General features: G+C 36.4%; 24 protein-coding genes and 1 riboswitch. Of the genes, 14 read left to right on the plus strand and 10 right to left on the minus strand.

The annotated features are described in order from the left end of the window. Nucleotides 1-29 precede the first annotated feature (29 nt). The 3 genes from ACMGGO_RS00485 to ACMGGO_RS00495 all read left to right on the plus strand — a co-directional run bounded on the left by ACMGGO_RS00485 (nucleotide 30) and on the right by ACMGGO_RS00495 (nucleotide 3,523). On the plus strand, nucleotides 30-860 hold the full coding sequence (locus ACMGGO_RS00485) for a MerR family transcriptional regulator (protein WP_009370580.1): 831 nt from the start codon (nucleotides 30-32) through the stop codon (nucleotides 858-860). Nucleotides 861-1,044: 184 nt separating this feature from the next. Then, nucleotides 1,045-2,346, plus strand: a complete 1,302-nt coding sequence (locus tag ACMGGO_RS00490) for an SMI1/KNR4 family protein (RefSeq protein WP_416141212.1) — start codon at nucleotides 1,045-1,047, stop codon at nucleotides 2,344-2,346. 1 nt (nucleotide 2,347) lies between these two features. Further along, complete coding sequence (locus ACMGGO_RS00495; protein WP_420281499.1) at nucleotides 2,348-3,523, plus strand: DUF4272 domain-containing protein; 1,176 nt, start codon at nucleotides 2,348-2,350, stop codon at nucleotides 3,521-3,523. Nucleotides 3,524-3,572: 49 nt separating this feature from the next. Here ACMGGO_RS00495 and ACMGGO_RS00500 read toward each other — a convergent pair whose 3' ends face one another. From ACMGGO_RS00500 to ACMGGO_RS00510, 3 genes are all read right to left on the minus strand, one after another. Next, nucleotides 3,573-4,985 (minus strand): erythromycin esterase family protein, encoded by a 1,413-nt coding sequence (locus ACMGGO_RS00500; protein ID WP_048394022.1) that lies wholly within the window; start codon nucleotides 4,983-4,985, stop codon nucleotides 3,573-3,575. Nucleotides 4,986-5,124: 139 nt separating this feature from the next. Next, nucleotides 5,125-5,478, minus strand: a complete 354-nt coding sequence (locus ACMGGO_RS00505; RefSeq protein WP_016993423.1) for a hypothetical protein — start codon at nucleotides 5,476-5,478, stop codon at nucleotides 5,125-5,127. A 22-nt stretch (nucleotides 5,479-5,500) separates the two neighbouring features. Further along, on the minus strand, nucleotides 5,501-6,184 hold the full coding sequence (locus ACMGGO_RS00510; protein ID WP_016993422.1) for a DUF2225 domain-containing protein: 684 nt from the start codon (nucleotides 6,182-6,184) through the stop codon (nucleotides 5,501-5,503). Nucleotides 6,185-6,506: 322 nt separating this feature from the next. On the opposite strand from ACMGGO_RS00510, the gene ACMGGO_RS00515 reads away from it, so the two are divergent. Both ACMGGO_RS00515 and ACMGGO_RS00520 read left to right on the plus strand, forming a co-directional pair. Next, nucleotides 6,507-7,280 carry a Cof-type HAD-IIB family hydrolase gene (locus tag ACMGGO_RS00515; protein ID WP_054549687.1) on the plus strand — a complete coding sequence of 258 codons (774 nt, stop codon included), beginning with the start codon at nucleotides 6,507-6,509 and terminating at the stop codon, nucleotides 7,278-7,280. Nucleotides 7,281-7,341: 61 nt separating this feature from the next. Then, nucleotides 7,342-7,938, plus strand: coding sequence for a DedA family protein (locus ACMGGO_RS00520; protein ID WP_066037945.1), 597 nt, complete (start codon nucleotides 7,342-7,344; stop codon nucleotides 7,936-7,938). Nucleotides 7,939-7,968: 30 nt separating this feature from the next. Here ACMGGO_RS00520 and ACMGGO_RS00525 read toward each other — a convergent pair whose 3' ends face one another. The 5 genes from ACMGGO_RS00525 to ACMGGO_RS00545 form a co-directional block, all read right to left on the minus strand. Continuing rightward, nucleotides 7,969-8,706 carry a cyclase family protein gene (locus ACMGGO_RS00525; protein WP_048394025.1) on the minus strand — a complete coding sequence of 246 codons (738 nt, stop codon included), beginning with the start codon at nucleotides 8,704-8,706 and terminating at the stop codon, nucleotides 7,969-7,971. Nucleotides 8,707-8,795: 89 nt separating this feature from the next. Further along, nucleotides 8,796-8,901, minus strand: a riboswitch (SAM riboswitch). An 81-nt stretch (nucleotides 8,902-8,982) separates the two neighbouring features. After that, nucleotides 8,983-9,381 carry a hypothetical protein gene (locus ACMGGO_RS00530; protein ID WP_016993417.1) on the minus strand — a complete coding sequence of 133 codons (399 nt, stop codon included), beginning with the start codon at nucleotides 9,379-9,381 and terminating at the stop codon, nucleotides 8,983-8,985. A 120-nt stretch (nucleotides 9,382-9,501) separates the two neighbouring features. Further along, nucleotides 9,502-11,073: an AraC family transcriptional regulator gene (locus ACMGGO_RS00535; RefSeq protein WP_066037946.1), complete on the minus strand. Its 1,572-nt coding sequence runs from the start codon at nucleotides 11,071-11,073 to the stop codon at nucleotides 9,502-9,504. Between the two features lie 74 nt (nucleotides 11,074-11,147). Continuing rightward, nucleotides 11,148-12,098 carry an ABC transporter substrate-binding protein gene (locus ACMGGO_RS00540; protein WP_066037947.1) on the minus strand — a complete coding sequence of 317 codons (951 nt, stop codon included), beginning with the start codon at nucleotides 12,096-12,098 and terminating at the stop codon, nucleotides 11,148-11,150. Nucleotides 12,099-12,256: 158 nt separating this feature from the next. Beyond that, complete coding sequence (locus ACMGGO_RS00545; RefSeq protein ID WP_054549682.1) at nucleotides 12,257-13,441, minus strand: MFS transporter; 1,185 nt, start codon at nucleotides 13,439-13,441, stop codon at nucleotides 12,257-12,259. A gap of 110 nt (nucleotides 13,442-13,551) precedes the next feature. On the opposite strand from ACMGGO_RS00545, the gene ACMGGO_RS00550 reads away from it, so the two are divergent. Further along, nucleotides 13,552-13,935, plus strand: coding sequence for a winged helix-turn-helix transcriptional regulator (locus ACMGGO_RS00550; RefSeq protein ID WP_016992625.1), 384 nt, complete (start codon nucleotides 13,552-13,554; stop codon nucleotides 13,933-13,935). Between the two features lie 56 nt (nucleotides 13,936-13,991). Here ACMGGO_RS00550 and ACMGGO_RS00555 read toward each other — a convergent pair whose 3' ends face one another. Then, nucleotides 13,992-14,837 carry an aldo/keto reductase gene (locus ACMGGO_RS00555; RefSeq protein ID WP_016992626.1) on the minus strand — a complete coding sequence of 282 codons (846 nt, stop codon included), beginning with the start codon at nucleotides 14,835-14,837 and terminating at the stop codon, nucleotides 13,992-13,994. Between the two features lie 332 nt (nucleotides 14,838-15,169). Between ACMGGO_RS00555 and ACMGGO_RS00560 the strand changes: the two genes are divergently transcribed. Next, nucleotides 15,170-15,610: a VOC family protein gene (locus tag ACMGGO_RS00560; RefSeq protein ID WP_048394038.1), complete on the plus strand. Its 441-nt coding sequence runs from the start codon at nucleotides 15,170-15,172 to the stop codon at nucleotides 15,608-15,610. A gap of 56 nt (nucleotides 15,611-15,666) precedes the next feature. On the opposite strand, the gene ACMGGO_RS00565 is transcribed toward ACMGGO_RS00560, so the two are convergent. Next, nucleotides 15,667-16,545, minus strand: a complete 879-nt coding sequence (locus ACMGGO_RS00565) for a LysR family transcriptional regulator (protein WP_420281500.1) — start codon at nucleotides 16,543-16,545, stop codon at nucleotides 15,667-15,669. Nucleotides 16,546-16,969: 424 nt separating this feature from the next. On the opposite strand from ACMGGO_RS00565, the gene ACMGGO_RS00570 reads away from it, so the two are divergent. The 7 genes from ACMGGO_RS00570 (at nucleotide 16,970) to ACMGGO_RS00600 (ending at nucleotide 23,704) form a co-directional block, all read left to right on the plus strand. Further along, a complete protein-coding gene (locus ACMGGO_RS00570; RefSeq protein ID WP_103118952.1) occupies nucleotides 16,970-17,638 on the plus strand; it encodes a response regulator transcription factor in 669 nt (222 codons plus the stop codon). Then, entirely contained in the window at nucleotides 17,635-19,008 is a 1,374-nt protein-coding gene (locus ACMGGO_RS00575; RefSeq protein ID WP_054549679.1) for a sensor histidine kinase, read from the plus strand. The genes ACMGGO_RS00570 and ACMGGO_RS00575 overlap by 4 nt, the downstream gene beginning before the upstream one ends. A gap of 111 nt (nucleotides 19,009-19,119) precedes the next feature. Beyond that, nucleotides 19,120-20,031, plus strand: a complete 912-nt coding sequence (locus ACMGGO_RS00580) for an ABC transporter ATP-binding protein (RefSeq protein WP_103118950.1) — start codon at nucleotides 19,120-19,122, stop codon at nucleotides 20,029-20,031. After that, complete coding sequence (locus tag ACMGGO_RS00585) at nucleotides 20,028-20,738, plus strand: ABC transporter permease (RefSeq protein WP_054549677.1); 711 nt, start codon at nucleotides 20,028-20,030, stop codon at nucleotides 20,736-20,738. Before ACMGGO_RS00580 ends, ACMGGO_RS00585 begins: the two co-directional genes overlap by 4 nt. Continuing rightward, complete coding sequence (locus tag ACMGGO_RS00590) at nucleotides 20,738-21,475, plus strand: ABC transporter permease (RefSeq protein WP_420281501.1); 738 nt, start codon at nucleotides 20,738-20,740, stop codon at nucleotides 21,473-21,475. Before ACMGGO_RS00585 ends, ACMGGO_RS00590 begins: the two co-directional genes overlap by 1 nt. Before the next feature lie 18 nt (nucleotides 21,476-21,493). Then, nucleotides 21,494-22,750 (plus strand): erythromycin esterase family protein, encoded by a 1,257-nt coding sequence (locus ACMGGO_RS00595; protein ID WP_420281502.1) that lies wholly within the window; start codon nucleotides 21,494-21,496, stop codon nucleotides 22,748-22,750. Nucleotides 22,751-22,819: 69 nt separating this feature from the next. Then, nucleotides 22,820-23,704, plus strand: coding sequence for a helix-turn-helix transcriptional regulator (locus ACMGGO_RS00600; RefSeq protein WP_420281503.1), 885 nt, complete (start codon nucleotides 22,820-22,822; stop codon nucleotides 23,702-23,704). Nucleotides 23,705-23,722 lie beyond the last annotated feature (18 nt).

Raw genomic sequence — 23,722 nt, forward strand, 5'->3', positions numbered from 1 at the left:
CTATATAGTCAAGGGAGGAAACTCAAAAAATGCTTAATAAAAATGTAAAGTATTTTACAACTGGTGAATTTGCTAAATTATGTAAGGTGAATAAACAGACACTTATTTATTATGATCAAATTGGTTTATTATCTCCCATCATGAAAGATAGTAAGGATTATAGGTATTATTCACTTGCTCAATATGATTTTTTCGGTGTTATTGAATTATTAAAGGCAGTGGGGATGTCCTTAAAGGATATTCAGCATTATATGGCAGAGAAATCACCTGAAAATTTTTTAGAATTGATGCACCAACAAAAAGAGCATGTTGCGAAGAAGCGTAGAGAACTAGAAATGATTGAGAATATTATTGATGTCAAAATCAAAATGACAGAGGAAGCACTGCATCTAAATTTTAAGGACATCACGATTGAGTATTTTCCTGAAGATACATTATATTTGAGTAAAAATATTGAGAATTCTACAGAAGAGCAGTTTGTGAAGGCTGTATCTGACTTTATTGAGGAATTGGATCGCTCTCAATTAGATACGGGGTATCCCATTGGAGGGATAACAAGAAGAGAGCAAGTGTTAGCTGGGAATTACGATAACTATAGTTATTTGTATATTGAGCAGCCTCATCCAAGAGAAGGGCATCCTTATTTTAAGGCGATAGAGGGTGAATTTGTGATTGGTTATCATGTAGGCCCCTCCTCAAAACTTGGTGAGACATACACACGGCTATTTAATGTCATGCATGAAAAGGGTTATGAGCTAGGTCAGTATGTATACGAGGAATACATTTATGATGCCGTAATGAAAAATCGAGAAGAAGAGTATGTAACCAAAATTATGATGGAAGTAAAGAAAGTAAAATAATTCATTAAGACGTAATAGAAAAGAATGAATATAGCTGAGACATTTATCATATACGAAGGTTTAGATGGCAGTAAAATAATAGCATTTTGTCATTCTGTTTAAAGTTAGCCTAATCAGTAAATGATTTCCTGACGATAAATAAGAAGTATGACATCACATGAGCCTTATATGGAGGTTAGAGACAATGTGGATTGAGCGTTGGAATCATTTAGTAGAGCGATTGAAGCAGCAGGGAGCTTGTGTACATCCGATTGAAATGCGGCCAGTCGCTACCGAGCAAGAGTTACAGCAGGTTGAGGAAAGACTTGGTGTACAAATCCCTAATGGGTTTCGTCAACTGTTGCAAAATTGCTCAAAGCAAGTAAGTATTTATTGGTCATTACCAGATGAGGCGATACTTCCCACTGAATTGTTAGATGCGCCTTCTGGTGAATTTGGCTGGAGCCTAAAAGCTCTAGACTTTCCTTACTTTGGAGAGAATGATGAATCGTATGAACAGCAATATTTACAATTTTTTACGGCCGGTAATGGAGATGCCCTTCTCCTTAAGCTTGACGACGAAACGGTTTGGTATTGGAGCCATGAAGAAGATGAGCTTGATTTGCTTGCTGCCAGCTTTCATTCGTACGTTGATAATATGACGGCTTTAGGCTGTATTGGCGTAGATTGCGGACAGCATCGTCAATTTTGTAGTGAAAATGGATTGGATATTGAATTGTATCGCTCACAATTATGGCTAACTTGGCTAGAACAATATTTAAGCTCTAATTTACAGCAGGCTCAATCCAGCTTAGCATCTTTACTTCATTATGTTTCCATGCATGGTGTGAAAAAAACAAGCGTGCAGGAGGCATTTTTGCATTTTGATGGAGTACAGGTGTATCAGGCTCTTCGACATAAGTTAGAGCGAGCTCAATCTCAATCAGAACAAAAGGCGTGGAGTGAAATTTTAGTCAAGATATGTCCGAGTGAGGCGGGAAATTGGGCGAGAGAACTTTGGCAAGGACAGAATGACGTACCTGACTGGCTGCGTGATTATGTAACAGTACATTGTTTGCCAGTAAATGAAGGACAATCTTTTATCTTAATGGATATCGAAAAAGATAGAATTGATGCCTATACTGCCCTATATCGTCTACGCCAATTTCACCATCCAAATATTATAGACTGGATGAGATCCTATGTCACGTTTCCTATTGATGGGTGGGATACACTTTTAGCTGAGTCACAACCAAGTGCAGAGACATTATACGAGTGGTTAAATGGCAACGAAGTAGAGAGGCTAACATCCATCCGAGCTGTTTGTCAGATGATGCAGCGGGGAATCACACCAACAACTATGATAGACGAAGAAAAATGGCGTCCTTTGCTGGCGTATTGGGTTGAACATGAGGTGCTACGGAAAAATAAACAGCTGTTTAGCCAAGCGCTTAGTTGTTTGGAAAATTGGTTATTAAAATGCTATATGCGACTAAGGAGAGAGTAGATTGAACCATTTTACGATATTCGCTTCCAAAAATGATACAGATGATATTCAGGATAAACTATCCGATGTATTGGCAAAAAGCTTCATTATTGAAAAAGATGAAAACGAATATTTATTAAAATCAAGAGGTTTATTTAATAAATATAGATGTTCTATAAACATTTTAACTGAAGATACGAACCCTGATTATTTTGCAAAAAATATACCTGGGATGATGGGCTTTTACGATAAAATTCCATTTAAAGATGAACAGCTAAAAGAACGTATAATGATTCAAATATCAGTGCTCAATACTGTCGTTGCAATCGAAATGAACAAAGAGATGACAGAAGACCATATGCAGCAATTTATAAAATTACTAGCAAGCATAGGGGGGATTGGTTTCCTATCAGATGGTACTTTGCTGGATCAGAACGGTATGGTTATTGTTTATCCTAATGGAGAATCAGGTCCATCTGATTTTCAACCACATGCTTGTACAAGAAAGATACATGCACAAGAGGTCACATCAGCACAGGGAGAGGCACGAAAAATTAGAACGATAGCCTTTTTAAAAGAGAAGGACATACCTTATGCGGCATCGCTTCCTCAGCTACCACCAGTAGAAAATCTTCAATTTAAAAGCCAAGAGGATATTGCAAGAAGAGCAGTTGCCCTGTTGATTGTTATTCAATTCGCTTGTGATGTAGCACAGAAGGGTGATATTGAGGAGTCTAGAGAGTTCTTTACCAATATGCTACACACATATGAGGTGCATGAATTTTTAACGGAGCATGAAAAATTCTTTCTTGAGGCTCAGCATCCTGGTGCTCAAGAAGCGGTCAATATATCATGGCAATATGAAGCCTATTGGACACTTATTTGGGCATTGGGACTTGTGGAAGAGCTATATTTCCCTGACGATGTATGTGATTGTGAATATGCAATTCAAGTAGTTTCTCGTTGCGAGACATTTGAGCAATTTTATGGTCAAACGGTACTGCGCAGTAAGGTAGATATAGTGGATGAGGCGGATAAAATTTACAGATTACATTGGGCTTGTGTAGATAGCCGCATCAATGGACAAGAAGCTCCTTTAGCATTAAATGAAAGTGTTGTGATGGAAAGAAGGAGAGGCTTATTTTGGATGATTGGATATCAAGGCGAAGAATGGGATACTATATCGATGGATACTTAAAATAATAGCAAACTAGGAAATCTAGTTTGCTATTGTTTAATAAGAGAGATTATTTGATATAAGTTGGTTTATTCACCTGATCTATTAAAAGTATACCATCGTATTGGTCGCGCGGAACAAGACTTTCCTGTATCATTCCCCAACTATAGGATAAGCGTGGTTCAAACATCCATGAGTTGCCTCGTTCATTTTGTCGATTGCGTAAATCGATGAATGTGTAAGGTTTATTTGTTGAAGACAGAATATCTTCAATAGATCCTTTGACAGGAGGTAAAACAGGCATAGGTTCTCCCATATTATTAGCTGTCTCTCCACTAGTCATGTATAGACCTAATACATAGCTATATTTCTTATAGATATCAGGTAAACGTTCCCCCATTAATTTAACTGGGTAAGGAGATCCCATTACATCCGATTGTGCTTTACGAATATGATCGTTATGAGCCCATACAATAAACTTTTCTGTAGGGTACACCTCTTCAGCTAACCAAAGTAAGTTCTCCATCATCGCTTGATCTCGCCATTCCATAGTTTGCAAAAATGATTCTATATTATTTTGTTCAATGTCGATATTGGACTGAATTGTTAACTCTATATATTCGTCTGCTAGTCGAATACGATCTGCTAGAGTGCGATCCATTAGTTTTACAATATGAGGCTCTTTTGGATAAGCTGCCTGTAGCTCTTTTTCTTTGAATTGTATTTGTGATTTTACCTGTTTATATACATCAATTATAGTAGCTTTTACTTTTTGATAGCCCTTCAAATCTTTTCCCGAGCTCCATTCAGCAAGTTGCTTCTCAGCTTCATTGAATTGCTGAGCCAACTTAGGGTTTTGCAGCCAATCTCCGTTCGTAAATGCTCCTTGTTGTTGAATATCGAAGCCAGTAAGTACAAGAGGTTGCTCTGTTGCTTGAGTCGATTTTGCATAGTCAAACAGAGGCAAAGTTTCTTTTGTCCACCAAACGCCGAAAATGGCATCCTTCATTGTTTGTAGAGCTGCTTGTTTATCAATTTGTCCTTGAGCATTCATCACATTACCCATACCACTTTCAAAGGCAAGGACATTATAGCCCATATCTTGATGTAAAAATTGTATTAAACGTGTTTTCGCTAGATTGAATTGCGCCACTCCATGAGAGCTTTCCCCTAAAAAGACAATACGTTTATCATGTAATAAAGGTTTTAGCATCTCTAAATCGTCAAATTTGTTAGCGGGAATTTTTTGTCCGTCAAACGTTTCAGGCTGGATGGATGACAGGCTGTATGCATGGTCATTCGCCCATTTTTTCCAATCAAGTAATGTTTCATTAGAAGTCCTAGCTTGTTTGACAGCAGAATCGTTTTTAATAATCTGCTCATTTACAGGGACAGCAGCAGAGACATTTACTACTCCACTTACTGTCATTAAACTTGCCAGTGCAAAACTTAATAAAACCTTATGTTTCCTAGCTTTCCTCATTAATTATCAGCCCTTCACTTTATATTGATACTAATTATAGAAAGGCAAGTTTAAAGTTTAGGAAGAATTTGTTTAAAATTAGTTTAAATTTAGTATGTAAAAAAGAAAAACACCTCCAATTGATGGAGATGTTGGAATGCTATTTATAGTGATACGTACTTGCTCTTACATGGTTACGTTGAATTTGGTTAAACCATGCACGATCCTTTTCTTCTTGTTTTAATGTCCCAACAATGGAGGAAGAGCAGCTCACGCAAATTTTAGCTTGCGTAATCTGTCCACAACGTTCGCATGGAGCCCCTAAATTAGGGAAAATGGAGTTTTTTAATTTTCCTGCTTTTACCCATTTGTAAAGCAGCTCAGATGATACGCCTGTTAGAGCGACAACTTCTTCGTTTGTTAGGTAGCGATTATTTTTTCTTAATAAAAAATGATGTAGCTCTGAAAATATATCCTCTTCTCTCACATCAATTTTCTTTTGAAATAGCAACATAATTAATCATCTCCTCGTCCCATTAATTAATGATTTCATTAATTGTTATGGGTTGTTCGTCATATTTATAATTTTCCCAACGATTGCGTGCAAGCTTGCGATATTTTGGCGAAACATTTCGATCAGCGATTAAGCGTGAAAATCCTTTTTTTGCTTCAGGAATATCACCAAGTCGAAGGCTTAATTCAGCATGTAAAAACTGAATTCTCTCCCCACCTTCTTGATTAGAGGCAAAGGATTTACTATAAAAGTCTCTAGCTGCAAAAAGATAACGCTTTTCGGATTCTTCGTCCTTTTTTAATCGATAGAGCCACGCAATTTTTAAAGCGAAATTCGCCATTAAAAGAGATTCTTCCATTGATGCACGGGATACTAAATAGGCGAGCTTAAAACTGATAATGGCATCATCAATTGTACGTTCCTGACAGATATCCATAGGTTTCTGGAGCTCTTTAATGTATAGTTCATCAATGAGTAGCATGAAAGGTCCATATGTCCGTGTCATAGATTTATGGTAGGCATAACCACAATGTGGACATACGGCAACTTCATATAGCAAAGGGTTTAGGCCATCGTAAACAGGCATGAAATCCGTCTGTTCTTCGATAATTTTATATCGATTAGGGCGAACTTTATATGTTGTAAACTGCTTTTTGCAAAATTTACAATCCACACTACTTTCATAGTAGTAAATGTTAAATGCCATAAGAATCAACTCCTTTGCGTGCACTAAAATTTTATTTCTTTTGTTCTATTTATACGTAAAATTTTATCGTTCAATGTATTTAAGATATTATCTTTTATTTTAACAATTTTGTGTTCTTTGGTATACTCCTTTAGAATTATTAAATAAAAATATTCAAGGAATTTTTAGTTAAATATTATTATAAATACGCTTGTAATAGTTTTTATCGGTGGCGCAAAAGGAAGTTATATAGTTTGCTTAAAGTTTGTCAAAATACTTTCACATATTTCATGGGAGAAAAATTATAAATTGGTTCTAAATGACTATGAAGGAGGTGCTCGAAATGAAGTATAATATCGTGTTTTTTGATGTAGACGGCACATTGATTAATTACGAGGATGGCTGTGTGGAAGAAAGTACAAAACAAGCTATTCAGCTATTGCAAGAAAAAGGAATCCATCTTGTAGCGGCTACTGGAAGACCCTTATCTATGTGCTATGAGTTAAAAGCGCTGGGGATTGAAACCTTTATTACTGCAAATGGGGCCTATGTGAAACATAAGGATCTTGTCATACATAAAACTCCGATTGCCAAAGAAATTGTCCACAATGTACAGGCGTTTGCACAGGAACAGCAGCATAGCCTAACATTTTTTACAGAGCAGCTATCCATGAATAGCATACAAAGTCCAGTAGCTTTAAGAGCGATGCAAGAAACTTTATCTTTACGGGATTTTCCACATATAAATGAAAAAATTGTAGATGAAGAGGTTTTTCTCATGTGTCTATATGCGGATGAGCTGGCTGAAAAAAGATATACTAGCCAAGTTTCGAATATATTTTTACAGCGTTGGCATCCTTATATTGTGAATGTATTACAGCAGGATGTTTCGAAGTCTATAGCTATTAAAGCGGTGCTTGATCATTTCAATATTGACCCTAAGAATGCGATTGCCTTTGGGGATGGGGATAATGATATTGACATGTTGGAATATGTAGGAGTAGGAATTGCCATGGGAAATGGTAGTAAAGCTCTAAAAAGTGTTGCGAATTTTGTTACAAAGACATCTACGGATGGCGGTATCAATTTTGCTTTACGTCAGCTTCAAGTCATTTAGAGCGCTGAGGCTACACTATATATAGCAGGTAGATTTTAATAAATTTTAGGTGGGATGATTTATGGCACATCACGTGCAGTCTCTAATTGAACATTACGGATACTTTGGAATTATCGTGATTCTAATTGGAGGTATTGTAGGGGTGCCACTTCCTGATGAGGTGTTTCTAACTTATGTAGGCTATAGTGTTTACCGAGAAAGTCTTGAACATATTCCTGCTTTAGTCAGTGCAATGATTGGTGCGGTTGGAGGCATTACCTTAAGTTACTATATTGGTTATCGTTTTGGCTTACCGTTATTGCAGAAATATGGGCCTAAAATTCATATTACAGAGCAAAAAATTGACTTTACGAAAAAGATGTTTACAAAAATAGGACCTACCCTATTATTAATTGGCTATTTTATCCCCGGGGTACGTCATTTGACAGCGTATATTGCGGCTATTAATAATTATCCTTATAGAAAGTTTGCGCTTTTTGCCTATACAGGGGCATTTATCTGGACGTTCACATTTATATCATTAGGAAAGATGCTTGGAGAGAAATGGCGATTTGTTGGATACTATCTGACTCATTATAGTATCTATCTTATCCTTTTATTTATTGTAGGGATGCTCATTGTTTACTTTCTATTCAAAAAAAGAAATGGACAAACATAAAAGTCGGTATACGCTATACCGACTTTTAAGTTATGGCAAAATAGCAAATGAGCGCACAGGGAAGCCAGATGCTTTTTCTGGCTTAGGTACGATATTGAAGATGATAGCGCCTTTCGCAGGTAGCTTGTCCAAATTCGTCATTAGCTCAATTTGATAGGTGTCTTGGTCAAGTACAAAATATTCGCCATCTAGCTTGCCATTTTTACGAAAATCAGCAGCAGAGTCCGTATCGAAAGTTTCATGACCAATTGCGCTTACCTTGCGTTCTTTTAGTAAAAACTGTAAAGCTTCTAAACCCCAGCCAGGGATATGGTTATGTCCATCTGCATCCTTATTACTGAAAGCCTCTTTATCTGGCCAGCGCTTACTCCAATCTGTGCGTAATGCTACAAATGTTCCTGCTTCAATTTCTCCATGCTTGTCCTCAAAATCAAGAATATCTTCAACACTTAATGAAAAATCATGGTTGCTCGCAGCCTCTTGTGATTTATCAATAACAACAAGGGGAAGAACAAGCTCTTTTAGTTCTAATTCTTCTAAGTAGCGAGTATCTCGCACAAAATGAATGGGTGGGTCGATATGTGTGCCATATTGACCAGGGAACGTGAATTGTTGAGCGAAGAAACCGTCCTTATGAGAAAATAACGTTTCAAATTTAGCGTCCTCAAACATAAAAAAATGTGGTGAATTAGGGCCGAATGTATGTGTTAAGTCAACCCACTGTTTCGATTTTAATAATTGCAATGCTTGTAAAAGTTCATTAGACATCGATTTCCCTGCTTTCTGTAAAAATAGTTGTAAATAAAAAGGAGTCCCCTAATAGAAGAGGACTCCTGCTGCAACAACGGTAGTTCTTCTTCTCATCTTCAAGGCTGATCATTTTGCCAATTGGAATTAGCACCATACTGTTAGCTGGTTGCTGAGACTTCATCGGGCCAATCCCTCCGTCTCTCTTGATAAGAAAAGTAATATAAGAATTTTCAGAAATAACAATACAAACACTTTAGCATAGTTTTTTATAGTTTACAAGTTCACTAGGAATTTTCACCAATTCAAATTTAAGGTGACTCCACAACAATCATTATCAATAAGACGTATTCTAAAACTGTCTGGTGTATAGTTTGTTTCAAATTTCATCGTAATGCCTGTTGATGTGATTAATTTTTCAACCTCTGTTTTATTTGAAAGTTGAGCAGCATTCATTAAATCATGTGCGAATTGTTGGGAGCTATCTATTTTATCCGTAAGTAATTGGGCTTGCTGCATCATTGCCTTTATCCGTGATGCTGAAGCTTTTAATTTGTGTGTATCGACAGGTGGAAAAGGATTATTGGTCGGCATTGCTAGATGTTGCGAAAAGGGTCTAATGGCAAAATGATTAGCGATAGGCGATGTTGGATAATGATAGGGATGCACAAAATACGGATAAGGATTGTAATACAAGGTCATTCCTCCTATCCTATAACTGATATCCTATCTTATGTAGCAAAACGGCTTTCGGTGTTATTAGCAGTGCAATGTTTGTCCTAATCATTGAAAAAGGAAGCTAAAGTAAGCTTCCTTTTAGCCAAGTACATTTAAGACATCATCAATTTTTTTACTATGTGATAAAATGCCATAATTCATCCATGTTAAAAAGTCTACTTCATAGACACAGTTGCTTTTAACGGCAGCTAGGTTTTTCCAAGTAGGAGTTTTTAAAATAGCACGTTCCTCATTTTCATAAATGGAATGTTGTTTATCAAAGGTAATAAATAAATGATCAGCATCTAATTGCAACAATTGAGCAAATGTCAGTTGTGCTTTACGTTGATTGTGCGGAATACTCCATACTAGTGAATGTGGCATTAAACCTAAGTCACGATATAAAATGGGGCCCGTATAGCCACATTCAGGACCCGCATATAGAGTAATGCCAATGGCTGAAATACGGAGAAATGCTACACTTTGCCCATAAACAGATTTGCTAAGAATTCCTTTTGCTTGTTGTACTTTATCTTCATATTGTAGGATTACGTCTTGCATCAAGGAGGTTTTTCCTGTTAGATCTGCAATTTTAAATAAAGTAGATTGCCAATTCTCTCCAGGGTGTGAAAGATGGCAGACGGGGGCTACTTCATCTAAGTGCTGAAAGGATTCCCAACGCTCTACACCAGAATCTAACATAATTAAAGTTGGCTTATAGTAAAAGAGTCGATCCATTTCTCTATTTTGTACATCGATATCTGGCACTTTCTGTAGACCTAAATAGTCTTGTTTCCCCCATTTTGAATGACTGAATTGAGCAATTGGCGTAATCCCAAGCGCAACAAAGAAATCTTCTAAGAATGGTGCAAATACACGTATATGGCTGCTTTGATTTCTTCGATATTGTCCTGGAGAGATGCCGACATGTTCCTTAAAGCGACGATTGAAATAATACTCATTATTAAATCCGACAGACTGGCTAATTTCAAATACTCGATCATTTGTTGTCATTAATAAATGCTTAGCTTTTTCAATACGAAGTTTAGTTAAATAGTGAAGAGGAATTTGTCCCGTAATATCTTTAAAAATGCGCGTGTAATTCCATCTTGGTACGTCAGCTAGCTGTGCTAGCTGCTCAACCGTCCACTCTTTTTCAAAATGTTTTTGTAAATGGTTAACGGACTGCTCAACAGATTGGCGATCATTTTTTTTCATCTGCTTGGGTATGGTTTGATGTAAGAGTAATAACATCAGCTCTTGAAAGTGCACATGCTGTTCAAAAATCGTGTGTTCATCCTCCGCTAACCGGTTTTGATAGATGACTTCTAGCAGTCTATGACATTGTGAAAAGGGGAGAAGATGTCGTTCGCTGATACTTGTAAAATGACTATATGAATTTTGACTATTGCTGAGATTGACAATGTTGAATTGTAACTGATAAAAACAAAGGTGTTCACTTTGAATGTGGATACTAACCGTGTTATTTGGCGGAATCAATATGCACTTTTCTTCACTAAAATGAATGGTGTCATGATCTATGGCTAGCTTTCCGCTACCATTCATTACGATAAAAAGTGTATAGAAATCACTACTAATCAATAACTTTTTTGACGGTTGAATTGAATAAGAGATATTTTGTAACGTATAAACATGTGTTAAGTTACCCATTAATAATTCACCCCTTTTTTTGAATTGGCAGAACAACACAAAGAAAGCCCTCATTAAGAGCTTTCTTTGGAAAATTATTTGACGAACCATTTCTCTAAATCATCATACTTTAGCAAGTTGGCTGTGATTGCGCCAGATTGCCAATATGTGCGATCAGCAATATAAACATGCCCATTTTTTACAGCAGGGAGTGTTTTCCATAGTGTACTATCTAACCATTTAATGGCTTCTTGGTTTTCTTTAGACTCCCATGTTCCGTTTGAAGGGAAAAGGATGATATGATCCGCATCTAATTCCGTGATAGCCTCTTCTGATAAAACCTCGTGAAACTCTGTCATATCACGGGCTAATGGATGTGGTGTTAAGCCTGTCTCTGTGTAAATATAGCCAGAGTAGCGATTTTTAATACCAAATAACGCTAATGTATTATCTGCTACATTTAGTCGTACAACAGCAACTGTTTCGTCTTCGATTGATTCATCTAGTTTTGCTTTTAAATCGGAAACACGTTGCTCATATTGATCAACCATTTCTTTTGCTTTATCGGAAATATTTAAAACATCAGCTATTGTTTTCGCAATTTCACGTGGATCTTGTAGAATATCTTCTTTCAAGCGGTAAGTAGGCGCTACCTTTGAGTATTCATCATACTTTGCCTTGTCCGCGGCACCATCTACAATGATTAAATCAGGCTTGGCTTGTAATAATGTTTCCATGCTACCAGTAATGTCGAACTCAGGAACATCTAATCCTAAATAGTCCTGTTTTCCCCAAGATGGGTGATACCATTGCACAACGGGTTTTACATCCAAAGCAGTTAAATAGTCTTCCAAATAGATAGCAGCTACACGCTGTGGATTTGTAGGAATTTCTACTTTTCCAAACTCGTCTTCTACAATTCTTGTATCTTTAGATGATTGTTCTTCTGTAGCTGTATCCTCTTTTACTTCATTTGAGCCACAGGCACCTAATACGAATATAAGTGCAAAGAAAACTACAAATGAAAAATATCGACCTCTACGCATTTTATTCACTCCTATAGATTTACTAAAACAGTAAGGGTATTCCCTTAAATTAGAATGATAATCATTCTCGTTTGGTTCAAGTAAATTATAGGATACTACATATCAACAAACAATACACATTCTCTACTACTTTTTTATACAAAATGAAATTCAGAGAGTTATTGTTTTTTGTTATCGAAAAGTAACCATAAAAGTGTAACAATTGCAGCTAGCATAACCATCAGGAATCCGTATATAGGCGTATGCGCCAACGATTGGTGGCGAATAATAAAGCCTCCGATATATGAGCCTAAAAATATGCCAATATTGAAAGCAGAAATATTCAATGCTGAGGCCATTGAAATTGCTGATGGTATATATTTTTCAGATAGTAGAACAGCATATAGCTGCAATCCTGGGACATTCATAAACATGAACAATCCCATTGTCAGCACCATTATTAATCCCATAATAGGTGATTCAAGAGTAAAGCCAATGCCAAGCAATGCCAATGCAAGTCCAACAAAAATAATAAAGATGGAACGTAGCGGATTATGATTAGCAAAATGACCTCCAAGAGTATTACCGATAGCTACACAAATACCATAGACAACTAGAATAATGACGACTGTATGTGGGGAATACCCCATATATTGCTCTAAAATAGGTGAAACATATGTGTAGACAACAAAAGCACCGCCGTATCCAATTGCGGTAATGAATAGTATTAAGATCATTCGAATATTGCCTAATACTTTGCCAATATCACGGATAGAGATGGGGTTGCCTTTCGATAATTGGCTAGGTACTAAAAATGCATTACTAATTAAACCGACAATTCCAATGACAACAATAAAAATGAATGACATACGCCAATCTGTTACTTGTCCAATAAATGTACCGAGTGGGACACCTGTTACAGTAGCCAATGTTAAGCCAGTAAACATAAAGGCGATAGCACTTGCTCGTTTATTTGGTTCCACTACATCTGCTGCTATAACAGAAGCGATGGACATAAACACACCATGTGCTAATGCTGAAATAATACGTCCGATTAATAGTAATGCGAAATTAGGAGCTAAAGCGACTGCTAGGTTACCCACTATAAAAATGGACATGACAAGCAATAATACGGTTTTTCGACTAAGGCGGGATGTTAAAGCTGTTAGTAAGGGAGCCCCAACAGTTACCCCTAGTGCATATATAGAAACGGTTAAGCCAGCTGTGCTAAGAGAAATACCAAAGTCATCTGTAATTAATGGTAAAAGTCCGACACTGATAAATTCAGTGGACCCTATACCAAATGCACTGATAGCAAGTGCTAGTAAGGTAAGTTTAGCATTTGGCTTTTTTGATTTTGACATTTTACTACTATCTCCTTTGATTTTTTTTATTATGTGTAGTAATATTCATACATACCAAAAAGATATGTAGAGTACTTTTAGTTACTTTTGGATATTACAGGAGGTTTACGATGCAAAAAGTTTATAATATTGGTGTTGAAGCTACACTAGAAGTTATTGGTGGTAAATGGAAACCAGTTATTCTTTGTCATTTAAACCACCATGGTAAAATTCGAACAAACGAATTTCGACGATTGATCCCAGGTATTTCACAAAAAATGCTCACAAACCAATTAAGGGAACTGGAGCAGGCTGGGTTAATCAATCGAAAGGTCTTCAATCAAGTACCACCAAAAGTTGAATATTCATTAACAGCCTATGGACAAGGAATGGAACCAATTCTGAACATGCTTTGTACGTGGGGTGAAAAACATGTTGAATTATTACAGGATAAAGGTGAAGATGTACTGTTAAAACAACGTGATGATGATATTGCCATGCAGCAAACATCATAATGAGGGGGAGAAAGAGACTGTCATATACAAGACAGTCTCTTTCCTCTTTTTAATGCTTATAGAGCAAAGTCAAATTCATCTGGATTTGGTCCAACACGTTGTTCACGATTCATCTCATTGATTAATGCCATTTCTTCGTCTGTTAAAGTAAAGTCAAAGATATCAGCGTTTTGCATCATACGCTCTCTACGTACTGATTTTGGAATTGTAATCACTCCATTTTGTACATCCCAGCGTAAAATAACCTGAGCATTTGATTTTCCGTATTTTGTTGCGATTTTTGAAATTGTTTCATCTTCAAGAAGTCCACCTTGCATTAAAGGTGCCCATGCTTCAAGTTGAATTTGGTGCTTGTCACAGAATGAACGAAGCTCCACTTGTTGTAAGCGTGGGTGGAATTCCACTTGGTTCACAACAGGTTTAATATGAGCAAATGATAATAAGTTATCCAAGTGTGCCACAGTAAAGTTACATACACCGATTGCTTTGATCTTGCCTTGTTCATATAAGTCTTCAAGTGCTTTCCACGATTCAGCATATTTATCTTTACCAGGCCAATGAATTAGATAAAGGTCTAAATAATCTAATCCTAATTTTTTTAGGCTCTCTTCATATGCTGCAATTGTTTCATCATAGCTTAAACCATCGTTCCATACTTTAGATGTGATAAATAAATCTTCACGACGTAAGCCAGTAGATGCTAGAGCTTGTTTAATACCTTCTCCTACACCTGCTTCATTGCCATAAATAGCAGCAGTATCGATGCTTCGATAGCCAACCTCGATAGCATTTTTAACCATTTCTGCAGTAGCGTCATTTTCTACTTGAAAAACCCCTAAACCCATACCAGGCATTTGTAGGCCATTATTTAAAGTGATTGTATCTTGTAAATGAGTAATCATTTTTAGTCCTCCATGTTTTGTGATTATTGGATTGCTTACTCATTATGCTGCTAATAAACTCTCAAAAAAAGTACGTACTTTTTTGTGTCATAGAAACGTAGAGGTAACTTTTGTGAGCTGGCAATGATTAGAGGAATAAAAATATTTATTGATGATGAACGATTAAATAAAAATGTCACACCTGATTGGTCTTAACTACTAGTAAAAAATATCGAGTAGTCTACAAAAGGCTTTGGAGACAATTAAACAAATATTTTTCTTGCGGTAATAAAAGGAAATATACGTTCGGTAGAGAATTAAAGTAGTAATACTTTAAAAAGGGGATTTTGAAGATGAATCGTTTAAATTTAATTACATTAGGTGTTAAAGATATGGTGGAATCTCTAAATTTTTATCGAGAGGGACTGGGTTTTGAAGTGGTGGTATACGGAGAGGAGACGAATCCCGATGTCATGTTCTTTAATAATGGAGGAACAAAAATATCGTTATTTCCAATTGAACGTTTAGTCAAAGATATTAATGAATCCAATCCACCAGAAATTAGCCAAGGCTTTGGTGGAATCACGCTTGCCTATAATGGTAAATCAAAAGAAGAAGTAGATCGAGTCTTTGCATTAGCAAAAAAGGCGGGTGCAGAAATTATTAAGGAGCCCGTAACTGTATTTTGGGGTGGCTATAGTGGATATTTTCAAGATCCAAATGGCTACTATTGGGAAGTTGCCTATGGCGACATGTGGCAGTTTGATGAGAATGATATGCTGATTATTCAATAACTGTTCAAAAAGAGAGCAAACTAACGTTTCTAATTTGTTCTCTTTTTTATTAATCGTTAACAATAATACTTCCCCATTAAATCCACAAAGTTTTGAGCGGCTTTAGATAAATAATGATTCTTCAGCCATACGAGTCCTACTGAGGTGGATAATTCTGCTGATGGAATTTTGTATGTATGAAGTGGTAAATCTCCATATTGCTTTAAAATAGTTTCAGGTACGATAGAGGAGCTAAAGCCAGCAGCAATCAAGTTCATTAACAGTGCCGTATCTGAGCATTCTCCAACAATGTGGGACTGCAACTGGAAGCGAGAAAATGCTTCTAATATCGAATAATGTACGCCTAAGCCTTCAGTGCTTGGTAAAAGGATTGGCCAATTTTGTATGTCAACTAAAGATACATCGTGTTCTAAGAAGTCGAATTTTTTGGATTGTATAAAGTAAAATGGTTCAGTGTACATATGAAGAACAGAGAAATCATCTAATTCTAAAGGTAAGCGAATGATGGCAAGTTCTACAATACGGTCTCTTACTAATTTACATAGATAAGAAGATTCGTTTTGTTGAATTTTATAAGTCACCTTTGGATAATATTGTTGAAATTGTTGTAGTAATTGAGGTAGCTCAATTACTGAAAATGTATTAATGCCCAATGTCAATCGACCATGAAGGCCTAATCCAATATCCTTAACCTCTGCTTCTGCCTCTTCCATTAATTGTGCAACCTGCAACGCATATTTGTATAATGTCTTTCCCGCTTCAGTTACTTCAAAATACTTGCCGCTCCTTTCTACCAACTTTGAACCGAGTTCTTCCTCCATCGTTTTTAAATGCTGACTTAACGGTGGTTGAGAAATATGTAACCTTTCAGCCGCAGCAGAAATCTTTTTTTCCTCCACAATTGCTATAAAATAGCGTAGTTGTCTTATATCCAAACATAAACACCCCTCTATTATAGGTAAAACCTAAGTAAATTATATTTCTCTAATATTTTTAATATAGTTAGGGCCATGTTAGCATATTTATCAAAGAAAAAAGAAGTAAAGTTTCTTTTTTCAAGCACCTAAATGTGAAGCGAGCAACGTCGATGAAAAAATAATTCAACTTAGGAGTATATGATTCTTGCATGCTTTGGGGCTTGCCTTGTAATACCGATTCCCTACACCTTTCTAAATGAATTTGAAGCAGTTGATAAAGTAGCAACGTATACTATAAAAGAGCAACTTTTATTAGTTGCTTTTTTCAATAAATCAACGTTTTTGAATTTCCTAAGAAAATAAATAACAGTTCCCCTATAATAACCATGTATGGAAATTATAAATTTCTAATTTTAGTTAAATGTATCAAGGAGGTTGAACATTGATTCGTATATTGTACATAGAAGATGAAAAAGAAATCGGACAATGGGTAAGCAAGGAATTAACTGAACGAGGTTATGACGTGACATGGCTGGAATCAGGGGAGGGGCTTGAGCAACATATTAACTCAAAAGATATTGCTATATTGGATGTGATGCTACCTGGATTGGACGGTTTCTCCTTAGGTAAAAGAATTAAACGGGAAAATAAAGACCTGCCAATTCTAATGTTATCAGCACGAACAGCTGTTGAAGATAAAATTGAAGGGCTGCATTTTGCTGATGATTACCTAACAAAGCCATTTCACCCTGATGAGCTCGTAGCAAGACTGGAAGTATTATTAAGAAGATATCAAAAAAGTGATGATGTACTGACATTGCAGCACCTTAAAATTTATACGAAAGATATGCAAATAATCAATACGATTGATGAAGAAGAAATTCTTTTGACAGGAAAACAATTTTATTTATTACAGTATTTTATTCGTCATTTAAATCAAATTTTAACGAAGGAACAACTCTATGAGGGTGTTTGGGGTGAGAGCTATATAGAAGGTGATAAAACACTCATGGTGCATATTCGTTACTTAAGAGAAAAAATAGAAATCAATCCTGCAAAGCCTATGATTATTGAAACAATCCGAGGCATTGGCTATAGGGTGAAACAATGAAATTTTTTCGATCATTATTAGCGAAATATATGCTCATTATTATATTAGCCATATCTATTGTGCAAATCTCCTATCTGGGTGTTGCTATTTTCGTATTAGGCATTACAAAGACAGGGACAGGAGATTTTTCAAGTGGAGTACTTGTAGAAAGTGATATTGAAGAGCAATGGCATGCACAGGCTAAAAATATGACCAATGCAACAGATGATGCGATTACGCAGTTATTTCAAAAGTGGCAAGAGCAATTTCCTACGGCTTCTATGTTTTGGGTAAGTGAAGAGGGGAACTTACTGACTACATGGAATGTGAAGGATCAGTTACCAGCAAAATGGACACCAGCCTATACAACTCAATTTATAAAAGAACGTTATGGAGATGATCCATTTACTGTTATTGCCTTCTTAGGTGATGATATATCAAATGGCTTTATTGTATTAGAGATTCCAAGGGTAGCATTTAATCCTCCACTTATAAAGGTCTATGATAACTATGGTAACTTTTTATTTTTTGGTGTTATTGCAGTTATTTTATTTTTTATTGTAGTTTCGCTTCTATTTTTCAAGGGAATTCGAAAAAGACTATTACATCTGCAAGAGGCGATGGAAATACGTGATGTAGATGGTCTACCTATTGAAATTCAGGTGAAAAAACGAGATGAGATTGGGCAATTGGAGCATAGTTTTAACAGAATGGTTTGTGAACTGCGAGACAGTAAACAACGTCAACAGAAGGAAGAACAGCTAAGACGTGAACTGATTGCTAATTTATCACATGATTTACGGACACCTTTAACGAAGGTAAGAGCTCAATCCTATACAATTAGCAAAGAAGCGTTATCTGAGGAAGGGAAGCAGGCATTAAAGGCTATGGACACATCCATAGTGAATATTGATGCTTTAATTGAAAATTTGATGTCCTACACATTGCTTATGGCAAGTAAATATAAGTTTGAACCGAAAGACATCAATGTTATCCGATTTGTAAGGGAACATCTAACGACATGGTATCCAGTTTTCGAGCGAGAAGGTTTTACAATCGATATTGAGCTACAGTCATTTGAACCTGTTGAATGGCGTGTTGATCCATTATGGTTAGGGAGAGTATTTGATAATATTTTCCAAAACGTACTGCGCCACGCGAATAGTGGTAAATATATAAGTGTGAAAACCGAATCGACGGCGTGTTATACAGCATTTATTGTTGAGGATCATGGTCAAGGGATGAAAAATGAGTCGAATGCAAAGGGAGCCGGAATCGGCTTGTCAATTGTTGATGTCATGATAAAGGGCATGCATCTTGAATGGGATATCCATTCCGATCACTCTGGTACTAAAATTATCATAAAAAAATCTGCGAAGCTTGAGAAATAAATGCTTCGCAGATTTTTTTTATGATAGAAATGATTTTTTAAACAAAATTTAAACTTAGCCCATACCTTTTTTTAAACTTCCCTTTTTAAGATAGTTAAAGAGGTGAGGACATTGGAATATATCGTACAAACACAAAACTTATCAAAACGCTTTGGAAAAGAGCAAGCTGTATCAAATTTGAACTTGCAAATACGCAAAGGTGAAATATATGGATTTTTAGGTCCGAATGGGGCAGGTAAAACGACTACAATTCGAATGCTTCTAGGTTTAATGAAGCCATCTTCTGGAACAATTAAAGTCTTTGAAAAGAATATTACGAAGGAACGTATCCAAATTTTAGCTAAGATTGGTTCGTTGGTGGAAAACCCTTCTTATTATCCACATTTAACAGCATATGAGAATCTAGAGGCACTAAGAAAAATACTAGGTGTACCGAAAACTCGAATCGATGAAGTTTTGGAAATTGTCCGTTTGAAGGAAGCTGCCCATAAAAAGGTCAAAGGTTTCTCTTTAGGAATGAAGCAACGTCTTGGTATTGCTGCTTCTTTACTACATAGTCCTGAATTACTTATTTTAGATGAACCAACGAATGGCCTAGATCCTTCAGGCATTATAGAGATTCGTAATTTAATTAAAAGATTACCAGAGGAATATGGCATGACCATTATAATCTCCAGCCATTTATTATCAGAGATTGATCAAATGGCAACACAAGTTGGGATTGTTTCGAAAGGGAAATTAATTTTCCAAGATTCTATTGAGGCTATGCGTCGATTTGCCCAACCAAAGGTTACCTTTAAAGTAAACAATGGTGAAAAAGGATGGCGCTTCTTATTAGCAAATGGTATTAAGGCAGATTATCAGGGTGGTGTGATTTTCTTAGAAGAGTGCTCGGATGAAAAGGTTGCTCATATTGTCCAAGTTCTTGTTCAGGAGGGTATATCGGTATTCCGAGTCGAGGAAGAGAAACGTTCATTGGAGGATATATTCCTCCAAATGACGATGGGAGAACAGGAGATATGATGGGAAAGCTATTAACTGCTGACTTCTTAAAAATCAAACGTAAAGGATTATGGCTTCTAACGCTTATTGGCCCTTTAGGGGTGGTTGCTCTGCAAATGGTCAATTATGGAGTAAGAAAGGATTATCTCTTACAGCAAAGTGAGGATGATTGGGGCTATTTCTTATTAAATGTGCATTCATTTACACCGCTTGCCATAGTCTTGGGTATTGCCATTCTTACGTCATTCATAGCAAGCATTGAAAATGAGACTAATGCTTGGAAGCAGCTCATTGCATTACCTGTTTCGAAATTAACCGTGTATTTGTCTAAATTTACGTTGTTAGCTATCTTACTATTCTTCGCCTCAACGTTATTAATGTTTTTTACGCTGAGCTACGGGTTGTTTTTAGAATTAGGTGACACGGTACCTTACATGGAGCTAGCCAAATATAGTTATTTCCCTGCTTTTGCAGCATTACCTATCTTGGCACTTCAATTGTGGATAGCGAGTGTAAGTCATAATCAAGGGATTCCTATAACTGTAGGCATTTTTGGGGTGATTTTTTCCTATTCTTCCTATGTTCTTCCAGATTGGATGATATGGAAATGGCCATCATTGATGAACCAATGGAATGAGCCGGTGATCAATGTCTTATTAGGCGTAGGAATTGGTATCTTACTCTATATTATCGGCATGGTTGATTTTGCAAGAAGGGACGTGAAATAATGATTACTTTACTTCAAGCTGAGTGGTTTAAGTTACGTAAATCAAAAATGGTACCAATTATTTTAGCAGGACCCATGATTGGACTTTTTATAGGACTATCCGCTAATTTAGAGGACAACATGCAGGGGATTGAAATCAATGAGTGGTATATATCGTTATTTTCGATGAATTTAACATATGCTCTATTATTTTTACCTCTTATTTCTGGTGTTTTTACCAGTCTTATTTGTAGGTATGAACATCAGTCTGGTGGATGGAAGCAACTTTTAGCATTACCAGTAACAAGAGGGAAAGTATTTGTAGCTAAATACATATTGATTATGCTGCTTGTTTTAGCAATGCAGATATTGTATTTAGGCTCGGTCTTTGCTGTTGGGATGGTAAAAGGCTATACAGATTCTTTTCCTATGGAGATTGTTTGGAAAAGCATAGTAGGAGGCTGGGTAGCGACACTGCCATTAGTAGCCTTGCAATTGTGGATGTCCATTATGTTTAAAAGCTTTGCTGCTCCATTTGCTGTTAATGTCATATTTACTTTACCATCAATTTTAGCAGTGAATTCTGAAAGAATTGGTCCGTATTATCCTTGGGCACAACCCTTTTCGATGATGTATATAGGGGGCAAAACAGACGATGTATTCTTTGTACCGTGGGAGCAATTGTTAACCGTAGTAGGTGGCGGATTCATCGTATTTTTCCTCGGAGGATATTACTATTTCCAGCGAAAATCTATTTAAGCTAAAAGGAGAATGAGAATGCTGAAACGTAGCTTACGTTTTTTAACTGCATCGATGCTATTAGTAGCTTTAGTAGGATGTGGACAGAGAGAGGCAGTAAAAGATGCCGCACAATATACGAATGAAATTAAAGATATCAACATTCCTGATGATGTAAAAATTATTGGTTTTGGGGAAGCAACACATGGCAATATCGAATTTCAAACATTAAAAAAAGATGTATTTGAAGCGATGATAAAAAATGAAAATGTCCATGTTTTCGTTTTAGAAGGAGATTTTGGTGGGGCCCAACAGATAAATCAATTTATCGAAAACGGTGTCGGAACGGCGGAGGAAGCTATAAAAGCGTTAGACTATGGCATCTACAAAACAGAACAAATGGTAGAGTTTGTGCAGTGGATGCATGACTATAATCAGACAGTTGATGATCAAGAGAAAATTTACTTTTATGGAAATGATATGCAACGCTATGATTACAGCAAAAAGGGGTTACTTGATTTTTACGCCATGGTACATGCTGACAATGCACGAAAATTCACGACTAAGCTAGAGCATGTTTCCAACAAAACGATGAGAGATTTATCGGATAGTCAGCTACTTGAGCTTGATAAAACGATTGATACAATAATCAACGATTTACAATCAAACAAAGCGATGTATGAGAAAAAATCTTCAAAGGATGAATTCGCATTTGCTGTTCAATATGCGCAAATTATGAAGCAGCGTACGCAATTATTTTTAAATGATGGTAATTATATGAATTTACGGGACGAATATTTAGCTGAAAATTTACAATGGATTGTTGAATATGAAGCAACACAAGGTCATGATAAAGTATTAATGTCTGCTCATAATGGTCATGTTGAGAAAACTTCTGCTACGATGGCAGGCTATCAATCGATGGGGCATTATTTAAGTGAGATATATAAAGATCAATATTTTGCGATTGGCACAGACTTTGTGAAAAATACATTTCAGGCACAAAATGGGTCTGGAGCACGAAAGGAATATAAAATTGAGCATCACAATGCTTTAGTGGATGCCTTTAGTGACATTGATAATAACATCTTTTATGTGGATTTTGAAGCTGCCAAACAATCGAAGGAGCTGGCGAATATTCTTTCCAAAAAGCAAAGAATGGGCAATATCGGCGATGATTTTCGTCCGTGGTATAAGCTGACACAAATGCAGTACACCATTAAAATGACACCTGAGGAAGCTTATGATGGTCTCATCGTTGTGCAAGAAGCAACACCAACAAAAATAATTGATTAAGCTAAATTTAGCAACCTCCATCAAAAAATCTGTTTCCTTCTCCATTATGATAAAGATGAGGTGAGTAACATGGAGTATAGTCAAGCGACACAAAGAACTATTGCCTATATCGAGGAGCAATTGATGGAAGAAATTTCTTTTGAATGTCTTCCTAATACTGCTGGCTATTCGAAGTACCATCTAAGCCGAGTTTTTAAGCAAGAAACGGGAATTACGATTGGTGAATATATTCGTATACGTCGGCTAGCTATGGCAGCGAGTTATTTGATGTACTCTAATGTATCGATATTAACGATTGCTGTTACACTTCAGTTTCAATCACAAGAGGCTTTTACAAGAGCCTTTAAAGAAGTTTATGCTTTACCACCAGGGAAGTATCGAAAAGTAATGCAATCATTAAATATGATGGAGGAGGAACATTACATGGAAACAGTTGAACAGGTTAAAGGTTGGGTGTTGAGTGGTGCTAATCCAGAATTGTATAAATTTCATACAGATGACAAGGTATTTCATTCAGGGAAGCGTTCAGGAGTATTGTATTCCACAACTGCCTCAGCAAATCATGGTCAATTTGCTACAATGATGCAGGGTTTTCAGGCAGCTGACTATAAAGGGAAACGCTTGAAAATGTCATGCTACTTAAAGACGGCAGATGCTACAAAGTGTGGTGCATGGATGCGTATTGACAATGGTACAGGTGATACGATTCAATTTGATAATATGGATCAACGCCCTGTGACAGGTTCTACTGAATGGAATCATTATTCTATTGTCTTAGATGTACCTGAAGAAGGTAATTCCATTTATTTTGGTGTGTTACTAATTGGTTCGGGTAAAGTCTGGGCAGATGGCTTCCGTTTTGAAGAAGTTGACAACAAGGTACCCTCAACTAATATGCTTACGCAGGAACATTTATCAAATCATCCTACTAATCTAGACTTCAGTATGGAGTGAATCAGACAGCACTGACAA

Source organism: Lysinibacillus sp. BNK-21 (genome assembly GCF_048684915.1).
Lineage (GTDB): Bacteria > Bacillota > Bacilli > Bacillales_A > Planococcaceae > Lysinibacillus > Lysinibacillus capsici.